A 21,623-nucleotide genomic window follows, 5' to 3' on the forward strand; every position below is an offset into this window, starting at 1 on the left:
TTATTTATCCAATCTGTTCACATAAATGAACGATTGAATATTTGGTTTCGCTCCTTTGAAGTCGATGATGTAGAAGTAAACACCATCTGTAATTGTACCTTCTCCTTGAACGATACCTACGCCTTTTGGTATCTCGCCACCCCAATCATTTTTATAATTGTCGATTTCGTACACAATATTACCCCAACGATTAAAGATGGTTAAGTGGTGGTTTGGCATGCTCATAATTCCAGGAATCACAAACTTATCGTTGACACCATCTCCATTTGGTGAGAATCCTTGCGTCACAAATGGTTCGCAAATATCCTTATCCTTACTATTTGGTATACCGTCATGATCACAATCTGGTAAAGCACCGTAATTCAAGTCATCCTCCAATTTATCTGGGATACCATCACCATCATCATCAGGATCTTTGTAATCAGGTACTCCATCTCCATCGGTATCAATTGGACGCAATGGATCTGGACCCACTTCTTCTTTATCCGAGATTCCGTTATTATCCGAATCTACATCGCGGTAATCGGCTAAACCATCACCATCAGTATCATCTGGTACGTTTGGATTTAAACCTGCTTCCATCTTATCCGGAATACCATCAGCATCTGAATCCAAATCGCGGAAATCATATATACCGTCTTTATCCGTATCTACTGGTCTATTCGGATCAGATCCAACCTCTACCTTATCTGGTATAGTATCTCCATCGGTATCTAGATCCAAGTAATCTGGCATGCCATCTTTATCCGTATCCACAGGAACTTTTGGATTATCTCCTGCCTCTATTTTATCCGAGATGGTATCATTGTCAGAATCAGTATCAGTATAGTTCGCTCTACCGTCTTTATCGGTATCGACAGGAATCATCGGATCCTTACCAGCTTCTACGCTATCTGGAATACCGTCATTGTCTGCATCCAATTCACGGTAATCAGGAACTAAATCTCCATCTGAATCCTGTGGTTTCAATGGATCTGCTCCTGCCTCAATGAAATCTGGTATACCATCGTTGTCTGAATCAGTATCACGGTAATCGTATTTCGGTGAACCATCTTTTAGGAAGTCTCCATCTGTGTTCAGCGGATTATTCACATCTGGACCTACCTCAATACTGTCTATAATACCATCGTTATCCGAATCTATATCACGGTAATCTGGTAATAGATCGCCATCAGAATCCAATGGTACTAATGGAACCATACCTGCTTCTATGCTATCTGGAATTCCGTCATTATCCGAATCCGTATCAATCATATCTGCCAAACCATCTTTATCCGTATCCACAGGTACACCGTTGATAATACCTACTTCTACTCCATCTGGCATGGTATCATTATCTGAATCAGTATCTCGATAATCTGGCAAACCATCTTTATCGGAATCACGTGGCATATTTGGATTTGAACCCACTTCCATGCGATCAGTAACAGTATCATTATCTGAATCCGTATCACGGAAGTCGGCCTTACCATCCTTATCCGTATCCAATGGTTTCCATACGTCGCTCCCTACTTCCACTTTATCTGGAATGGTATCATTGTCCGAATCTAAATCCAACATATCTGGAATTCCGTCGCCATCCGTATCAACAGGTTTCGATAAATCCTTACCTGCCTCGATATTATCTGGTATACCATCTCCATCAGAATCCGTATCCTCAAAGTTTTTCAAGCCATCACCATCCGTATCCCAAGGTTTATTGCAATCTCCTACTTCAACTATATCTAGGATACCGTCTCCGTCTGAATCTGTATCGCGGAAATTGGCCAATTTATCTTGATCCCAATCTGCGCCGCCTTCTACTCCGTCAGGTATACAGTCATTATCGGAATCTAGATCTAAGAAGTCAGGTGATCCATCCTTGTCGCTATCTATCACCGCTTTGTATTCGCCACGATCATCCCAACCGTTATCATTGTCGTCATTCGAATTATCGCATTCTCTACACTTATCTTTTCCTTCCCATGCATCTGGTATACCGTCTCCATCCGAATCTGCATCTAAGTAATTTGGTATACGATCTCCATCATTGTCCGTATCTCGCTCATCGCTATCTCCTAACCAATCGCCATCCGAATCTTTATCTCGGTAGTTTGGTTTACCATCCTTATCTGGATCATTCGTTAATTCTATCTTATCTGCGATTCCGTCTCCATCAGAGTCTAGGTCGATATAATCCGGTGTTCCGTCCTTATCTGTATCAGGCACTGGTGCAGGGTTACCTTCTAAGAAGTCAGCCAATCCATTTCCGTTCACATCTGGTGCAGATCCATTTTTATCCACACGGCCATCGTAATTGTCATCGATTGTTCCGCGCTTGTTGTCTGTTCCTTCCCATGCATCCAATATTCCGTCATTATCTGAATCGATATCCAAGAAGTTCATCACTCCATCTCCATCCGTATCGTATGATCTTTCTTGAGAATCCAAGATACCGTCGTTATCCGAATCTAAATCCAAGTAGTTGGCATGACCATCTCCATCGCTATCGATGTTCTTCTCAATCATGTCTAAGATACCGTCGTTATCCGAATCTGGATCTAAGAAGTTAGGAATACCATCTGAATCAAAGTCTTGGCAAGATCCTGTTCCTAAATAGCCTCCGTTACATTCCATTTCGTTTGAAATACCATCGCTATCGCAATCTCCTGCAAAATATTTGGCATAACCAACACTTCCTCTTGGAGGAATATATCCTGCTACTCCACCTGAACATGCATTCGATGGTTCAACGTCGGTTCCATTTGGAGATCCATCGCCATCGCAATCCATCGCTTTCCAGGCTGCGGATGTTTTAGATAAAACAAATGAACTCATCAAATAGGAACAGCCATCGTTTACGTCTGTCTTATCTATTAACTCTTGTTCATCTGTCACACTATCGCCATCTGTATCTGGTGAAACTACCACAATTTCAGGAGTTTGAACAGCAGCACCTTCTGTCGGTGTAATGGTTAATTTACTAGATCCAGAAGTTGCTTCCTTGTAGGTAATTCCTAGTACTGAGAAATCAGCAACTCCTTGAGTGAAGTCCGTAGGTTTAGATAAAACATAAGTGCTTTGACTTGTTGACGTTGATCCAGATACACTGGTAACCACAATCTTAACTGGATTTTCTGCAGCGTTAAATGTTTTAACCACATTACCCCATTCATCCACAGCGGTCATTGATCCCGTAATTGGCTTACCTGATTCTTGTACAGGATCTAATTTTACCTCTAAGGTGTTGAACTTATCTGGCACTACGGTGATTGGCAATTTGTTTTCTGGCTTGGTCACAATAGATCCAGTAACTGTTCTAGCATCAATATTGGCAACTTCGGCAGCAAACAAGACTAATTCTAGGGTAGCAACTCCATTCACAAATTTGACCAATACATCAGATCCAAATGGCGTAAATCCATCCAATACAAGATTGGCACTGCCTGCTCCTGTTTTAGCATTTGCCAAACTAGCTCCGCCCGTTGCACTACTTAAAATATTAACGGTAGAATTTGTCGTTTTCTTACTAGATTCTACTCGTGATTGTGGCTTACTATCACTTGGAATGGAAGCCGTAGTTGTCTGAGGTTCTCCAATCTGAGGCAAAGCAATACGGTTTGGAGAAATGGATGCTCCAGCAAATGCCATGAGTAGACTTTGTTTGAAATCTTTTATTGTATTTTGATACTGATCTACTGCAAATATGTCGATGGTCAGTTTAAGGCCAGCTCTTACCGTATTATTGTTTGATTTAATAATGAAGTTGGCAGGTGCACCCGCTGTCACATTAAAGGCATTTGACTCACCCGTTTTACCTGTCACATTATTAGAAGTCAATCCGCTTCCAGTGGCCAATAATACCACACCTGTTTCACTCTTAGTATACGACCAACCACTAATTTCAACAGAGCTAGAACCTGCTAACAAGGTAGCTGAAACAGTTCCTGTAAGAGTTCCTGTACCTGTTTTCACAGTTAAAGTGATAACACCATTGGCTGTTGCTTTCACCGGATTATTGGTCACATCCACTAATGTAGCGGTGATCGTTTGCGGTAAACCTGCTACATGGTTAGCAATAGTGCTTAATTTAATCTTAGCAGCTTCTCCTGAACTTAACGTAATGCTAGGACTTGTTACTGTTGCACCCGTAGAAGCCGTAAATGTAAATGTAACTGCACCAGTTTCACCAGTATAGATTAAACCTAAGCTAGTTAGGTTGGCTACTCCATTAACAAAGTCAGTGGCAGCATTCAATTTGTTGGTACCAGACAATCCTGATATTGTTCCAAGCGAGTTGGTGCTAACTGTCACATTATTACTACTTGCATTGAAGTTTGTGATGATATTACCAAAGGCATCTTGAGCTGTCAAGGTATTGACACCCACAAATGCTTGTCCTGCTACTTGAGGGCTGCTTAAGTTCAATTCAAACTTAGACATGATGGCTGTGCTAACAGCAACAGTCAAGCGATCTGTACCAATTGTAGCTATAGTACCTTCGGATGCAGTAATGGTTGCTGTTTCAGCTTTATACAATCTCATCACTGCAGTAGCTACACCCTGACTAAAGTTCAAGCTGGTAGCTGTACCCATATTAGTACCATCTATGCTTGGTGCTGTCACTGGGCTGGCTGAACTAGTAGCACCACTGAATGTCACTAATTTAGATCCTGTATACCCTAAGGCTGTATTTCCACTAGCATCTTTGGCAGTAATGGTGATAATTTGTTGTCCACCTGCTGTTTGGGTACCAGAACCTGTAATAATCAATTTCGTAGCTGCTCCCGTATTGAAAGTAATACTTGCAGTTGTTTGACTACTATTTCCGCTTAATACTGGATTGCCATTGATGCTTGCTACAAATACACCTGTACCTGGAGTATTTGAACTTACAGTGGCAGTATAAGTTCCGTTACCATTATCTGTTACAGTAGAAACTGTTCCAACTCCAGAAGATTTAGTAATAAGTACTGTTGCACCGCCAGTCGTTATGGCATTACCATTTAGATCTTTCGCTGTTACAGTTAAAGTTTGCGTACTACCATCAGCAAATATATTCGCTGTAGTAGGAGTCAATGTAGACACAGTTGCATTGACAGCACCCACAGTAAAGGTTATGCTTGCTTGCGTTTGACTAGCCGTTCCACTTAATACTGGATTAGCATTGATGGTGGCTACAAAAACACCTGTACCTGCTATTAATGAGCTAACCGTAGCTGTATAAGTTCCATTAGCATTATCAGTTACAGCAGAAACTGTTCCTACACCAGATAATTTAGTTATTACAACAGTAGCTCCACCTGTAGTAATTGCGTTACCCAAAGCATCTTTGGCTGTAACGGTTAATGTTTGTGAAACGCCAGAAGCTACCAAACTCGCACTAATAGGTGTTAATGTAGAAGTTGCTGCACTTGCAACATTGGTATTAATTACAATGGATGGGCTAGTTACAGCTGTTCCGCTAGCAGGCGTGAAGGTAAATGTACCTGTACCTGTTACACCTGCATAAGTTAATCCAGTCAAGCTAGAAACTCCAGCTACAAAGTCAGTCGCACTGGTCAATTTATTTGTACCAGATAATCCAGAGATGGTTCCAGCCAAGCTTGTTGTTACAGTGATATTATTTGTAGCTGCACTAAATCCTGTCACTGTATTTCCGTATGCATCTTGAGCTGTTAAGGTGTTAGTACCCGTGAAAGCAACTGCACTATTTTGAGGAGAAGCTAAACTTACCGCCAATTTAGAGAAGGTACTTGGAGTCACTGATAAACTTAATCTGTCAGCACCTGCACTAGAGATCGTTCCGTCAGTAGCTGCGATTAGAGCTGTTTCAGCTTTAAATAGCGTGACGTTCAAGGTAGCTACCCCATTGACAAAAGTAACTGGAGTCGCTGTTCCAAACGCAATGCTAGTTGCTATAGGTGAAGTAGCAGGACTTGCAGATGAATTAGCACCCGAGAATACCAATGACTTAGTACCTGTATAAATCGTAGAAGTATTCCCATTAGTATCTTTAGCTGTGATAATGATACTTTGAGCTACACCAGCTGCTGCGGTACTTGCGGCCGAGGTAATCACTAATTTAGTCGCCACACCACCATTGATAAGAATATTACCACTGGTAATAGCTGTTCCTGTATTAGGTGTAAATGTGAAAGTACCTGTTCCTGGATTACCAGAATATATCATACCAAGGCTAGTTAAATTAGCCACTCCATTCACAAAGTCACCTGCTGCATTTAATTTATTTGTACCAGATAATCCAGAGATGGTTCCAGCCAAGCTTGTTGTTACAGTGATATTATTTGTAGCTGCACTAAATCCTGTCACTGTATTTCCGTATGCATCTTGAGCTGTTAAGGTGTTAGTACCCGTGAAAGCAACTGCGCTATTTTGAGGACTTACTAAGGCTAGAGCAAATTTGCTAAAGTTTCCTGCTGTGACAGCTACAGTTAATCGATCAGTTCCTTCTGCTAAAACACTTCCATCCGTCACAGCTACATTTGCCGTTTCTACCTGATATAAAATCATGCTAGCTGTGGCCACACCGTTACTAAATGTAATGGTAGTTTCTGTTTCAACGTCTACGCCAGCAACTGTAGCTTTTGTCACTGGGCTAGTTGATGGATTTGCACCAGAGAATGTCAATAGCTTAGCACCTGTATACGATGTAACCGTATTTCCACTAGCATCTTTCGCCGTAATGGTGATAGTTTGAGCCACACCAGCTACTTGGTTTGCTGCTCCAGTTACAATGAACTTGCTTACACTTCCACTTGTGAAAGTTACATTCGTACTTGTTACAGCGGTACCTGTCGCAGGAGTGAAAGTTAAAGTACCAGTTCCTGAAGTACCTGTAAATTTCAAACCAAGGTTTGTTAGGTTGGCTACTCCATTAACAAAGTCACCTACATTAGTAAGTTTATTCGTTCCTGATAATCCTGAAATACTTCCTGTTAAGCTAGTTGTTACACTAATGTTATTTGCTGAAGCATCAAAGCTCGTTTCCACGTTGCCATATGCATCCATGGCTGTTAAGGTATTAGCCCCAGTAAAGGCCACCCCATTTGCTTGCGTACTAGCTAATGTAACTTGTAGTTTATTAAAGACAGCAGGATTAACAGTTACTGCTAAGCGATCAGTTCCTGTTGAAGAAATAGTACCATCACTTACTGCAATTACTGCATTTTCGACATGATACAAGTTCATACTAGCTGTGGCCACACCATTGGTGAACACGACACTAGTTGCTGATCCAAAGGCTGTGCTTCCCACTGTAGGATTAGTCACTGGAAGTGTTGAAGCTGTAGCTCCAGAGAATGTCAAGCTCTTCGTTCCAGTATAGCTTGTAATGGTGTTGCCTCCTGAATCTTTTGCTGTTAAAGTAATTGTCTGTGCTGTACCTGCAATTTGTGTAGCAGATCCAGTAACAATTAGTTTATTCAAGGCGCCAGGATTAATCGTTACAGGACCACCTGAGCTAGCTGAACCAGACGTTGGTGTAAAGGTAAAGTTAACTGAGCCCGCTAAGCCAGAATAAACGATACCAAGGCTAGATAAATTAGCTACCCCATTAACAAAGTCGCCTGCTGCATTTAATTTATTTATGCCTGACAATCCAGTAATGTTACCTGTTAAACTAGAGCTTACAGTGATGACATTAGAAGCCGCATTAAATGTGGTCACTATATTACCGTAAGCATCTTTGGCCGTCAAGGTATTCGTACCAGTCCAAGCAATAGCATTTGATTGTGATGCTGCTAAACTTACAGTAAGCTGGCTGAATGTTCCTGTACTTACTGTCACAGCTAAACGATCAGAACCGCTAGAAGCTGTTATACCAGCTGTACTTGCCGCAACATTGGCAGTTTCAGCGGCATACAATACAAGACTCGAACTAGCAACACCGTTGTTAAATGTCACTACTGTATTGGTACCAAAATTGGTAGCTACAGCAGTTTTATTAGTAGCACTTGCGGTGAAATTACCATTAGGTGATAAACTTGCTCCTGAGAACACTAGGGTTTTGTCTCCTGTGAAACTAGTTACAATATTTCCATTGGCATCTTTCGCTGTAATTGTAATTGTCTGAGCAACACCTGCTGTTTGTGTAGAAGCCCCCGTGATGATTAATCGAGTAGCTGAACCAGAACTTATACTTACGTTAGAACTTGTTACTGCTAATCCTGTAGCTGGAGTAAAGGTGAATGTACCTGTACCTGAAGTTCCTGTAAAGGTTAGACCCAGACTACTTAAGTTCGCTACGCCATTCACAAAGTCTGATGCACTAGTTAATTTATTCGTACCACTTAAACCACTAATACTTCCTGTTAAGCTACTGCTTACAGTCACATTATTCGCACTTGCATCAAAGCCTGTCACAACGTTACCATAAGCATCTAATGCCGTTAAGGTATTTGTACCACTAAATGCTGTACCACTTGATTGAGAAGCAGCTAATGTCAAGCCAAATTTGGAGAAAGATCCTACTCCTACTGTGATAGCCAAACGATCAGCACCCGAAGCAGTCAATGTTCCATCACTTACAACAATATTAACCGCTTCAGCTAAATACAAGGCTAAGTTGGTTGTTGCTACACCATTCGTAAATGTGATAGTTGCAGCTGTACCTAAGCTAATTTGATTCGAATTCTTATCGGTTACTTTAGGTGTCGTAACCGGACTCAATGAGCTATTCGCTCCTGAGAAGGTAAGCGACTTATCGCCAGTATATGATGTAATCGTATTGCCACTAGCATCTTTTGCCGTGATCGTAATCGTTTGTGAACTACCAGCCGTTTGCGTTCCTGTACCCGTAATTACAAGTCGGTTAGCCGAACCTGGGTTAATCGTAATGCTTCCACTTGTTACGGCTGTTCCGCTCGCTGGAGTAAATGTGAATGTTCCTGAACCAACCGCTCCTGTGTACTTCAAGCCTAAGCTACTCAAGTTCGCTACTCCACTCACAAAGTCTGATGCACTATTTAGTTTATCAGTGCCACTTAAGCCACTGATACTACCACTTAAGCTCGTGCTTACAGTAATGTTATTTCCTGAGGCATCAAAGCCTGTCACCACGTTGCCATAAGCATCCAAGGCTGTTAAGCTATTCGTTCCTGTAAAGGCTACTCCATTGATCTGTGGTCCCGCCAAGCTCAAGGCTAATTTGCTGAATACTGCTGGGCTAACACTCACACTCAAGCGATCGGAACCACTCGTTGTTACTGAACCATCAGTAGCTACGATCAATGCCGACTCTACTTTGTATAAGCTCATGCTTACCGTCGCTACTCCATTACTAAAGCTCACACTAGTCGCGGTACCAAAGTCGGTACTCGCTACTGTTGGGTTAGTTGCAGGGCTGCTTGATGCATTAGCTCCACTGAATGTAATCGATTTAGCTCCCGTATAAGCTGTTGCGGTATTTCCACTCGCATCTTTGGCTGTAATCGTGATGTTTTGACTAGCACCTGCTGTCTGTGTGCCTGTTCCTGTCACAATGAACTTCGTAGCAGAACCTGCCATGATTACAACATTGGCGCTCGTTACTGCTGTTCCGCTCGCTGGCGTGAACGTGAACGTACCTGTACCTGAAGTACCTGTATACGTTAAATTGCTTATGTTAGCTATTCCACTCACGAAATCACCTGATCCCGTCAATTTATTTATTCCAGACAATCCAGTAATAGTTCCTGTCAGACTGCTCGTTACCGTAACATTATTAGATGATGCATCAAAGCCTGTCACTGTGTTACCATATGCGTCTTTTGCAGTTAAGGTATTAGTACCTCCGAAAGTAAATCCAGTTCCACTTTGTTGCGGACTACTTATCGTAACAACAAAAGTTGAGAAAGTGCCAGCAGAAACTGATACAGATAAACGGTCTGAACCTGCTGCTGATAGACTTCCATCCGTAGCTGCTAATACCGCTGATTCTACTTGGTACAAGCTCAAGCTCGCTGTCGCTACTCCATTACTAAACGTCACATTCGTTGCTGTGCCTACATTCGTGCCGCCAACCGTTGGGTTGGTCACTGGACTGCTCGAGGCACTAGCTCCACTAAAGGTAATCGACTTAACTCCTGTATAACCTGTTGCGGTGTTGCCACTCGCATCTTTCGCTGTGATTGTTATCGTTTGACTAGTACCCGCTGTCTGTGTGCCTGTTCCTGTGATAATCAATTTCGTAGCAGTACCTGAATTAATCGTCAATGATGATGAGCTTACTGGTGCTCCAGTAGCTGGGGTAAACGTGAATGTACCTGAACCTGATGTGCCAGTAAACTTCAAGCCTAAGCTTGTCAAGTTCGCTATGCCACTCACAAAGTCTGAAGCACTATTCAGTTTATTCGTGCCACTTAAACCTGTGATACTTCCTGTTAAGCTACTGCTCACTGTCACATTATTCGTACTCGCATCAAAGCCTGTCACTACGTTGCCATAAGCATCTTGTGCTGTCAAGCTATTCGTGCCACTAAATGCTGTACCGCTAGTCTGTGGACCAGCCAAGGCCAAGCTAAACTTAGCAAATGTCCCTACTGATACGCTTACTGACAATTCTCCTCCTCCACTAGATGTTAAGCTACCATCGGTCACACTAATCGAAGCGGACTCTACTTTGTATAAGCTCAAGCTAGCTGTTGCAACTCCATTACTGAAGGTCACACTCGTAGATGTGCCAAAATTGGTAGAGGAAACTGTAGGATTAGTAACAGGAGATAATGAACTATTAGCTCCTGAGAATGTTAAATCTTTACTTCCACTATAAGAGCTTACGGTGTTACCATTCGCATCTTTCGCTGTGATTGTAATCGTTTGACTCGTGCCTGCTGTCTGCGTGCCACTTCCTGTGATCACAAACTTATTGGCTGAACCTGGGTTAATCGTAATGCTTCCACTGGTTACGGCTGTTCCGCTCGCTGGAGTAAACGTGAATGTTCCTGAACCTACCGCTCCTGTATATTTCAAGCCTAAGCTACTCAAGTTCGCTACTCCACTCACAAAGTCACCCGCATTGCTCAACTTAGTCGTACCACTTAAGCCACTGATACTACCACTTAAGCTCGTGCTTACAGTAATGTTATTTGTTGAGGCATCAAAGCCTGTCACCACGTTGCCATAAGCATCCAAGGCTGTTAAGCTATTCGTTCCTGTAAAACCTACTCCGTTGATCTGTGGTCCTGCTAAGCTCAAGGCTAATTTGCTGAATACCGCTGGGCTTACACTCACACTCAAGCGATCGGATCCACTCGTTGTTACTGAACCATCAGTAGCTACGATCAAGGCCGACTCTACTTTGTATAAGCTCATGCTTACTGTCGCTACTCCATTGCTAAACGTCACACTGGTCGCTGTACCAAAGTCTGTACTCGCTACGGTTGGGTTAGTTGCAGGGCTGCTTGATGCATTAGCTCCACTGAACGTAATCGATTTAGCTCCCGTATAAGCTGTTGCTGTATTACCACTCGCATCTTTGGCTGTAATCGTGATGTTTTGACTACCACCTGCTGTCTGCGTACCTGTTCCTGTCACAATGAACTTCGTAGCAGATCCTGCTCCTATGCTCACACTGCCACTCGTTACTGCTGTTCCGCTTGCTGGCGTGAACGTGAATGTGCCTGTACCTGATGTTCCGGTAAATGTTAAGCTGCTAATATTAGCCACTCCACTTACAAAGTCGCCCGCATTGTTCAACTTATTGGTACCTGATAATCCGCTGATTGATCCTGTTAAGCTCGTGCTTACCGTGATGTTATTGGTTGAGGCATCAAAGCCTGTCACTACGTTGCCATAAGCATCTTGTGCTGTCAAGCTATTCGTACCACTAAACGAACTGCCACTGGTCTGTGGACTCGTCAAGCTTACGATTAATTTGCTGAATGATCCTGCACTTACAGATACCGATAAACGGTCTGAACCTGCTGCTGATAGACTGCCATCCGTAGCTGCTAATACCGCTGATTCTACATGATACAAGCTCAAGCTCGCTGTCGCTACTCCATTACTAAATGTCACATTCGTCGCTGTGCCCACATTCGTGCCACCCACTGTTGGGTTGGTCACTGGACTGCTTGATGCACTAGCTCCACTAAAGGTAATCGACTTAACTCCCGTATAAGCTGTTGCAGTGTTACCACTCGCATCTTTCGCTGTGATTGTTATCGTTTGACTAGTACCCGCTGTCTGTGTGCCTGTTCCGGTGATAATCAATTTCGTAGCAGTACCTGAATTAATCGTCAATGATGATGAGCTTACTGGTGCTCCAGTGGCTGGGGTAAACGTGAAAGTACCTGAACCTGATGCTCCTGTGTATTTCAAGCCTAAGCTTGTCAAGTTCGCTATGCCACTCACAAAGTCTGAAGCACTATTCAATTTATTCGTGCCACTTAAGCCTGTGATACTGCCCGTTAAGCTACTGCTCACTGTCACATTATTTGTACTCGCATCAAAGCCTGTCACTACGTTGCCATAGGCATCTTGTGCTGTCAAGCTATTCGTGCCACTAAATGCTGTACCACTAGTCTGTGGACCAGCCAAGGCTAAGCTAAACTTAGCAAAGCTTCCTACAGATACACTTACTGACAATTCTCCTCCTCCACTAGCTGTTAAGCTACCATCGGTCACACTAATCGAAGCGGACTCTACTTTGTATAAGCTCAAGCTCGCTGTCGCTACTCCATTCGTGAAGCTCACACTTGTGGCTGTGCCAAAGTCTGTGCTTCCTACTTTTGGTGCTGTTGCTGGTGATGCTGAACTAGTAGCTCCAGAGAACGTTAAATCTTTACTTCCGCTATAAGAACTTACGGTGTTACCATTCGCATCTTTCGCTGTGATTGTAATCGTTTGACTCGTGCCTGCTGTCTGCGTGCCACTTCCTGTGATCACAAACTTATTGGCTGAACCTGGGTTAATCGTAATGCTTCCACTGGTTACGGCTGTTCCGCTCGCTGGAGTAAACGTGAATGTTCCTGAACCTACCGCTCCTGTATATTTCAAGCCTAAGCTACTCAAGTTCGCTACTCCACTCACAAAGTCACCCGCATTGCTCAACTTAGTCGTACCACTTAAGCCACTGATACTACCACTTAAGCTCGTGCTTACAGTAATGTTATTTGTTGAGGCATCAAAGCCTGTCACCACGTTGCCATAAGCATCCAAGGCTGTTAAGCTATTCGTTCCTGTAAAACCTACTCCGTTGATCTGTGGTCCTGCTAAGCTCAAGGCTAATTTGCTGAATACCGCTGGGCTTACACTCACACTCAAGCGATCGGATCCACTCGTTGTTACTGAACCATCAGTAGCTACGATCAAGGCCGACTCTACTTTGTATAAGCTCATGCTTACTGTCGCTACTCCATTGCTAAACGTCACACTGGTCGCTGTACCAAAGTCTGTACTCGCTACGGTTGGGTTAGTTGCAGGGCTGCTTGATGCATTAGCTCCACTGAACGTAATCGATTTAGCTCCCGTATAAGCTGTTGCTGTATTACCACTCGCATCTTTGGCTGTAATCGTGATGTTTTGACTACCACCTGCTGTCTGCGTACCTGTTCCTGTCACAATGAACTTCGTAGCAGATCCTGCTCCTATGCTCACACTGCCACTCGTTACTGCTGTTCCGCTTGCTGGCGTGAACGTGAATGTGCCTGTACCTGATGTTCCGGTAAATGTTAAGCTGCTAATATTAGCCACTCCACTTACAAAGTCGCCCGCATTGTTCAACTTATTGGTACCTGATAATCCGCTGATTGATCCTGTTAAGCTCGTGCTTACCGTGATGTTATTGGTTGAGGCATCAAAGCCTGTCACTACGTTGCCATAAGCATCTTGTGCTGTCAAGCTATTCGTACCACTAAACGAACTGCCACTGGTCTGTGGACTCGTCAAGCTTACGATTAATTTGCTGAATGATCCTGCACTTACAGATACCGATAAACGGTCTGAACCTGCTGCTGATAGACTGCCATCCGTAGCTGCTAATACCGCTGATTCTACATGATACAAGCTCAAGCTCGCTGTCGCTACTCCATTACTAAATGTCACATTCGTCGCTGTGCCCACATTCGTGCCACCCACTGTTGGGTTGGTCACTGGACTGCTTGATGCACTAGCTCCACTAAAGGTAATCGACTTAACTCCCGTATAAGCTGTTGCAGTGTTACCACTCGCATCTTTCGCTGTGATTGTTATCGTTTGACTAGTACCCGCTGTCTGTGTGCCTGTTCCGGTGATAATCAATTTCGTAGCAGTACCTGAATTAATCGTCAATGATGATGAGCTTACTGGTGCTCCAGTGGCTGGGGTAAACGTGAAAGTACCTGAACCTGATGCTCCTGTGTATTTCAAGCCTAAGCTTGTCAAGTTCGCTATGCCACTCACAAAGTCTGAAGCACTATTCAATTTATTCGTGCCACTTAAGCCTGTGATACTGCCCGTTAAGCTACTGCTCACTGTCACATTATTTGTACTCGCATCAAAGCCTGTCACTACGTTGCCATAGGCATCTTGTGCTGTCAAGCTATTCGTGCCACTAAATGCTGTACCACTAGTCTGTGGACCAGCCAAGGCTAAGCTAAACTTAGCAAAGCTTCCTACAGATACACTTACTGACAATTCTCCTCCTCCACTAGCTGTTAAGCTACCATCGGTCACACTAATCGAAGCGGACTCTACTTTGTATAAGCTCAAGCTCGCTGTCGCTACTCCATTCGTGAAGCTCACACTTGTGGCTGTGCCAAAGTCTGTGCTTCCTACTTTTGGTGCTGTTGCTGGTGATGCTGAACTAGTAGCTCCAGAGAACGTTAAATCTTTACTTCCGCTATAAGAACTTACGGTGTTACCATTCGCATCTTTCGCTGTGATTGTAATCGTTTGACTCGTGCCTGCTGTCTGCGTGCCACTTCCTGTGATCACAAACTTATTGGCTGAACCTGGGTTAATCGTAATGCTTCCACTGGTTACGGCTGTTCCGCTCGCTGGAGTAAACGTGAATGTTCCTGAACCTACCGCTCCTGTATATTTCAAGCCTAAGCTACTCAAGTTCGCTACTCCACTCACAAAGTCACCCGCATTGCTCAACTTAGTCGTACCACTTAAGCCACTGATACTACCACTTAAGCTCGTGCTTACAGTAATGTTATTTGTTGAGGCATCAAAGCCTGTCACCACGTTGCCATAAGCATCCAAGGCTGTTAAGCTATTCGTTCCTGTAAAACCTACTCCGTTGATCTGTGGTCCTGCTAAGCTCAAGGCTAATTTGCTGAATACCGCTGGGCTTACACTCACACTCAAGCGATCGGATCCACTCGTTGTTACTGAACCATCAGTAGCTACGATCAAGGCCGACTCTACTTTGTATAAGCTCATGCTTACTGTCGCTACTCCATTGCTAAACGTCACACTGGTCGCTGTACCAAAGTCTGTACTCGCTACGGTTGGGTTAGTTGCAGGGCTGCTTGATGCATTAGCTCCACTGAACGTAATCGATTTAGCTCCCGTATAAGCTGTTGCTGTATTACCACTCGCATCTTTGGCTGTAATCGTGATGTTTTGACTACCACCTGCTGTCTGCGTACCTGTTCCTGTCACAATGAACTTCGTAGCAGATCCTGCTCCTATGCTCACACTGCCACTCGTTACTGCCGTTCCGCTCGCTGGCGTGAACGTGAATGTGCCTGTACCTGATGTTCCGGTAAATGTTAAGCCTAGACTACTTAAATTGGCTGCACCTCCTGAGAAGTCTGTTCCTGAATTTAACACTGTGGTTCCTGACAATCCAGAAATAGCACCTGTCAAACTAGTACTAACTGTAACATTATTACCAGCAGCATTAAAGGTTGTTACTAAGTTACCATAAGCATCCAAAGCTTGTAAGGTATTAGTACCCGTAAAGGCCACACCACTCGTTTGAGGACTTGCTAGACTAACCGCCAGCTTGCTGAAACTATTAGCAGATACCGTTACAGGGAGTTCATGATGATTACCAACCCCAACTAAAGTACCATCTGTTACTTGAACAACCGCATTTTCAGCTTTATACAAGGCTAATGAAACGGTGGCAATACCAGAAGTAAAGTCTGCCGATGTATTAGATCCAAATGCTACTCCATTAGCAGTTGGTGCAGTTGCTGGACTTGAAGAACTAGATGCACCCGAGAATACTAAAGTCTTGGTTCCTGCATAAGATGTAACGGTATTATGATTTGCATCAACAATACGTATGGTGATCGACTGAGAAGTTCCAGCAGTTTGCGTTTCAGTTCCAATAATCATGATATGGTCCGCTGGGCCAGGACTCATGGTAATACTGCTACTTACAGCTGCAGTTCCTGTGGCCGGAGTGAATGTAAATGTTCCTCCACCAATGGTACCTGAGTATTTCAATCCAAGGCTAGTTAAATTAGCCACACCACTTACAAAATCTCCTGCACTGGTCAATTTATTCGTTCCAGATAATCCAGAGATTGTTCCAGTTAAGGTTGTCGTAACTGTTACATTATTTGCACTTGCATCAAAATTGGTAATGGTATTACCATAAGCATCTTGAGCAGTTAATGTATTGGTTCCAGTAAAGGCTACTCGGTTAGATTGAGGAGAAGTTAAATTTACCACTAGCTTATTGAAAGTACTAGGACTAACCGTTACAGTCAAGCGATCAGAACCAGACGCACTAATACTTCCATCACTTAAAGCAATGTTAGCCACTTCTGCTGTGTAAAGAGCCAAGGTAGTAGTAGCAACACCGTTAGTGAATGTTAAAGTAGCACCTGTATGAATATCTTGCGCTGTCGAATTTTTATCAATTACTGTTGGGTGAACAATTGGATTACTTGAATCTATAGCACCAGAGAACGTCAAAGCATGATCTCCTGTATAAGAAGTTACAGTATTACCATTAGCATCTTTTGCCGTAATCGTAATGACCTGAGTCCCTCCTGCCGTTTGAGTAGAAGTTCCAGTAACGACCAAACGCGTAGGTACTCCTGAACCGATTGATACATTACCCGAAGTAACGGCAGTTCCTGAAACAGGAGTGAATGTAAATGTACCTGTTCCTACTGTACCTGTAAATTTCATTCCCAAGCTTGACAAGTTGGCTACACCATTGCTAAAGTCACCTGCACTCGATAATTTATCTGTACCAGATAGACCAGAGATACTTCCTGTTAAGGTAGTAGTTACCGTAATATTATTTCCTGATGCATCAAAGCCAGTCACTATGTTTCCATAAGCATCCAAGGCAGTCAAGGTATTACTACCTGAGAAGCTAACTCCATTTGCCTGAGAACCAACCAAACTAACGGCTAATTTCGAGAAGCTAGCTGGACTCACAGATACAGCAAGACGATCTGAACCACTCGTTGTTACTGAACCATCCGTAGCTACAATCAAGGCCGACTCAACTTTGTATAAGCTCAAACTTGCTGTTGCTACCCCATTGCTAAAGCTCACGTTTGTAGCAGTGCCAAAGTTTGTACTCGCTACTGTTGGATTAGTTGCTGGACTGCTTGATGCATTGGCTCCACTGAATGTAATGGATTTAGTTCCCGTATAAGCAGCCGCGGTATTGCCACTAGCATCTTTAGCTGTAATCGTAATTGTTTGACTACCACCTGCAGTTTGAGTACCTGAACCTGTTACTATGAATTTAGTAGCCGAACCAGCATTAATCGTCACATTGGCCGAAGTAATTGCTGTGCCAGATTGTGGAGTAAAGGTAAATGTTCCAGTACCTGTAGTTCCAGTGAAGATTAAATTGGATGTTAAATTAGCTACTCCATTCGTGAAATTACCAGCCTGATTTATCACATTAGCAGAATAACCCGATATTGAACCAGTTAATGTACTTGTGATAGTAATTGGGTTGGTACTGGCATTAAATCCTGTTACTGTATTGCCATAAGCATCTAAAGCTGTCAAGGTATTTGTACCTGTAAAGGCCACTCCATTTGATTGCGTACTAGCTAAACTAACAGCTAATTTACTGAAGGTTGCTGCTGAAACTGCCACAGTCAATCGATCAGAACCAGCTGTTGAAATACTTGCGTCCGTTGCCGAAACTGTTGCACTTTCTGCATTAAACAAGATCATATTAGCCGTAGCAACACCACTAGTAAATGTCATATTAATGGCAGTACCAAAGTTCACTCCACTTACAGTTGGATTTGTTGCTGGACTAGGAGAGCTAGTTGCTCCTGTGAATGTAATATTTTTAACCCCAGTATATCCTGTAGCTGTATTTCCATTAGCATCTTGAGCTGTCAATGTAATTGTTTGTGATGAACCTGCTGTTTGACTAACATTTCCAGTCATCACCAATTTAGTGGCTGTTCCTCCACCAATGGATATCGTAGCACTAGTACCTGATGCACCTCCTGTAGCAGAAGTAAACGTAAATGTTCCTGATCCAGATGTACCCGTAAATATCATTCCTAGACTAGTCAAATTAGCCACTCCACTCACAAAATCTCCCGCATTGGTCAATTTATTCGTTCCAGACAATCCAGAGATTGAACCAGTTAAGGTTGTCGTAACTGTTACATTATTTGCACTTGCATCAAAATTAGTAATGGTATTACCATAAGCATCTTGAGCCGTCACTTGGTTCGAAGATGTAAATGCTTGTCCATTTGTTTGTGGCGTAGATAAGGCTACAGCAAATTTGTTTAAGCTAGTTGGAGAAACTACTACCGATAGACGATCTCCACCACTAGTTACCAATGCCCCTTGGGTAGCTACTAATGTAGCCGTTTCTGCCTTATACAATTTTAAGGTAGTAGTTGCTACACCATTCGTAAATGTGATTGTTGTAGCTGTTCCAAAACTCACATCTGCACTTGTTTTATCCGAAGCGGTTGGATTAACAACTGGATTTGAAGAAGAAAGTGCACCTGAGAAGGTGATGGACTTATCTCCAGTGTAAGATGGTACAATATTACCACTTGCATCTTTGGCACGTAGTGTAATTGTTTGGGATCCACCAGCAGTTTGAGTACCTGTTCCAGTTATTTCTAAGCGACTAACAGTACCTGGATTAATTGTAACATTACTACTTGTTATAGCCGTTCCAGTAGCTGGAGTAAAGGTAAATGTACCTGTTCCAGAAGCTCCTGTATATATAAATCCTAAACTAGTTAAATTAGCTACACCTCCTACAAAATCGTTAGCATTGGATAATTTATTCGTACCAGATAAACCTGTGATTGTTCCTCCTAGACTATTAGTAACTGTAACGTTATTCGTTGAAGCATCTAAATTAACTGTATTACCATAAGCATCTTGAGCAGTTAAGGTATTTGTACCTGTAAAGGCCGTTCCCGAAATTTGAGGACTAGCTAAACTAACGGCTAATTTACTAAATGCTCCTGGAGTAATATCCAACGGTAAATTACCTCCACCACTCGAACCAATAGTGCCATCAGTCACACTGACTGTTGTTAATTCAGATTTATATCCTTTTAATATACTAGTTCCTACTCCATTAACAAACGTTACAACAGTCGTTGATCCAAAATCAATATCAACGGCATTCTTGTTGCTGGCAGTAGGTACTTTTGATGGTGTAGTAGAAGTTGAGAATATTAAATTTTTATCACCAGCGTAACTTGTTACTGTGTTGCCACTAGTATCTTGTGCTGTAATCGTGATAGACTTGGTAGTACCTGCAGTAACGGAACCTGGAGTAGCTGTTATCACTAATTTAGTAGCTGCTCCTGGATTAACTACTACATTACCGCTTGTTACAGCTGTTCCCGTTGATGGTGTAAAAGTAAATGTTCCTGTACCAATAGTACCTGTAAAAATCAATCTACTTGTCAAATTAGCTACACCACTTACAAAATCACCTGCAGCGTTCAATACAGCTCCGCCGTTCAAACCAGTGATAGTTCCTGTTAAAGTCTTGCTAACAGTAATATTGTTCGTGGATGCTGTGAAGCTTGTCACGGTATTACCATAAGCATCTTGTGCTGTTAAGGTATTGGTTCCTGTAAAGGCTGTGCCATTCACCTGTGGGCTAGCTAAGCTAACTGCCAATTTCGTCATGGTTGATTCGGAAACAGTTACCGATAATCGATCTGAACCAGCTGCTACATTAGATCCATCCGTTGCAGCTATGGTTGCACTTTCTGCTTTATACAAGATCATGCTTGCAGTTGCCACTCCATTTGAGAAGCTAATGTTAGTAGCTGATCCTATGCTTGTTCCTGCAATGGTTGGTGCAGTAACTGGAGATGATGAACTATTAGCACCTGAGAAAGTAATGCTCTTCGTACCTGTGTAAGTAGTTGCTGTATTTCCATTCGCATCTTTCGCTGTTATGGTAATTGTTTGGCTACCTCCTGCTGTTTGAGTTCCTGTTCCTGTAACGACTAATTTAGTCGCTGCACCTGAGTTGATGGTAACAGACGAACTAGTCGCTGCTGTTCCAGTAGCTGGAGTGAAAGTGAACGTTCCTGCTCCAGATGTTCCTGTGAACTTCAAGCCTAAGCTCGTTAAGTTCGCTACTCCACTAACAAAATCACCCGCTTGGTTCAATACATTGTTAACTCCTGAACCTAAACCACTAATTGTTCCTGTTAAACTTGTCGTTACTGTTACGTTATTCGTGTTAGCTGCAAAAGTCGTTACCGTATTTCCATAAGCATCTTGTGCTGTCAAGGTGTTTGTTCCTGTAAAGGCTGTGCCATTGATTTGTGGACTCGTTAAGCTCACCGCCAACTTCGTCATCGTCGATGGACTAACCGTTACGTTCAAGGTTCCGCCTGTATTTGAGTTGATCGTTCCATCAGTCGCATTCACTGTTGCAGATTCTGCTTTGTACAAGACCATAGATCCTGTTGCCACACCTGCCGTAAAGGTCAAGCTAGTTGCTGTACCAAAGTTCGTAGCTGCAACTGTTGGATTTGTCACAGGACTTGATGATGCAGTCGCTCCACTGAATGTAATACTTTTTGCTCCTGTATATGTTGTTGCTGTATTGCCACTCGCATCTTGTGCGGTAACCGTTACTGTCTGACTACCACCTGCAGTTTGAGTACCAGTTCCTGTTACTACTAATTTCGTAGCTGATCCTGAATTAACTGTAATACTTGAGCTCGTTGCCGCTGTTCCACTCGCTGGAGTAAAGGTAAATGTTCCTGCACCTGTGGTTCCAGTGAATGTTAAACCTAAACTAGTCAAGTTGGCTACTCCAGCAACAAAGTCTCCTGCATTGGTCAATTTATTTGTTCCAGATAATCCAGAAATACTACCCGTTAAAGTGGTACTAACTGTTACATTATTAGTTGATGCATTAAATGATACGGTATTTCCATAAGCATCTTGCGCGGTTAATGTATTCGTTCCTGTAAAGGCTGTGCCATTCACCTGTGGTGTAGCTAGGCTTACTGCCAATTTACTATAGCTCGCTGGACTTACTGTTACTGATAAACGATCGCCTCCCGTGGACGAAATAATGCCGTCTGTCGCTGATACTGTCGATGACTCTGCTTTATACAATACCATCGTTCCACTCGCTACTCCATTCGTAAATGTTAAGCTTGTCGCTGTGCCAAAGTCTGTAGCACCCACAGTTGGTACTGTAGCTGGGCTACTTGAGGTGCCTGCTCCAGAGAACGTAATGTTCTTAGCTCCGGTATATG

Annotated in this window: 1 protein-coding gene (only partly in view); it reads right to left on the reverse strand. The window is 43.0% G+C overall.

Going from position 1 to position 21,623, the window contains the following annotated elements:
* On the reverse strand, positions 1–21,623 hold the end of the coding sequence (locus tag HME7025_RS09385; protein ID WP_226998202.1) for a T9SS type B sorting domain-containing protein. 36,751 nt of this gene lie beyond the right edge of the window; the window shows 21,623 of its 58,374 coding nt (coding positions 36,752–58,374); the start codon falls outside the window, past its right edge; it ends in the stop codon at positions 1–3.

The organism is Aquirufa nivalisilvae, assembly GCF_003143535.1.
Lineage (GTDB): Bacteria > Bacteroidota > Bacteroidia > Cytophagales > Spirosomataceae > Aquirufa > Aquirufa nivalisilvae.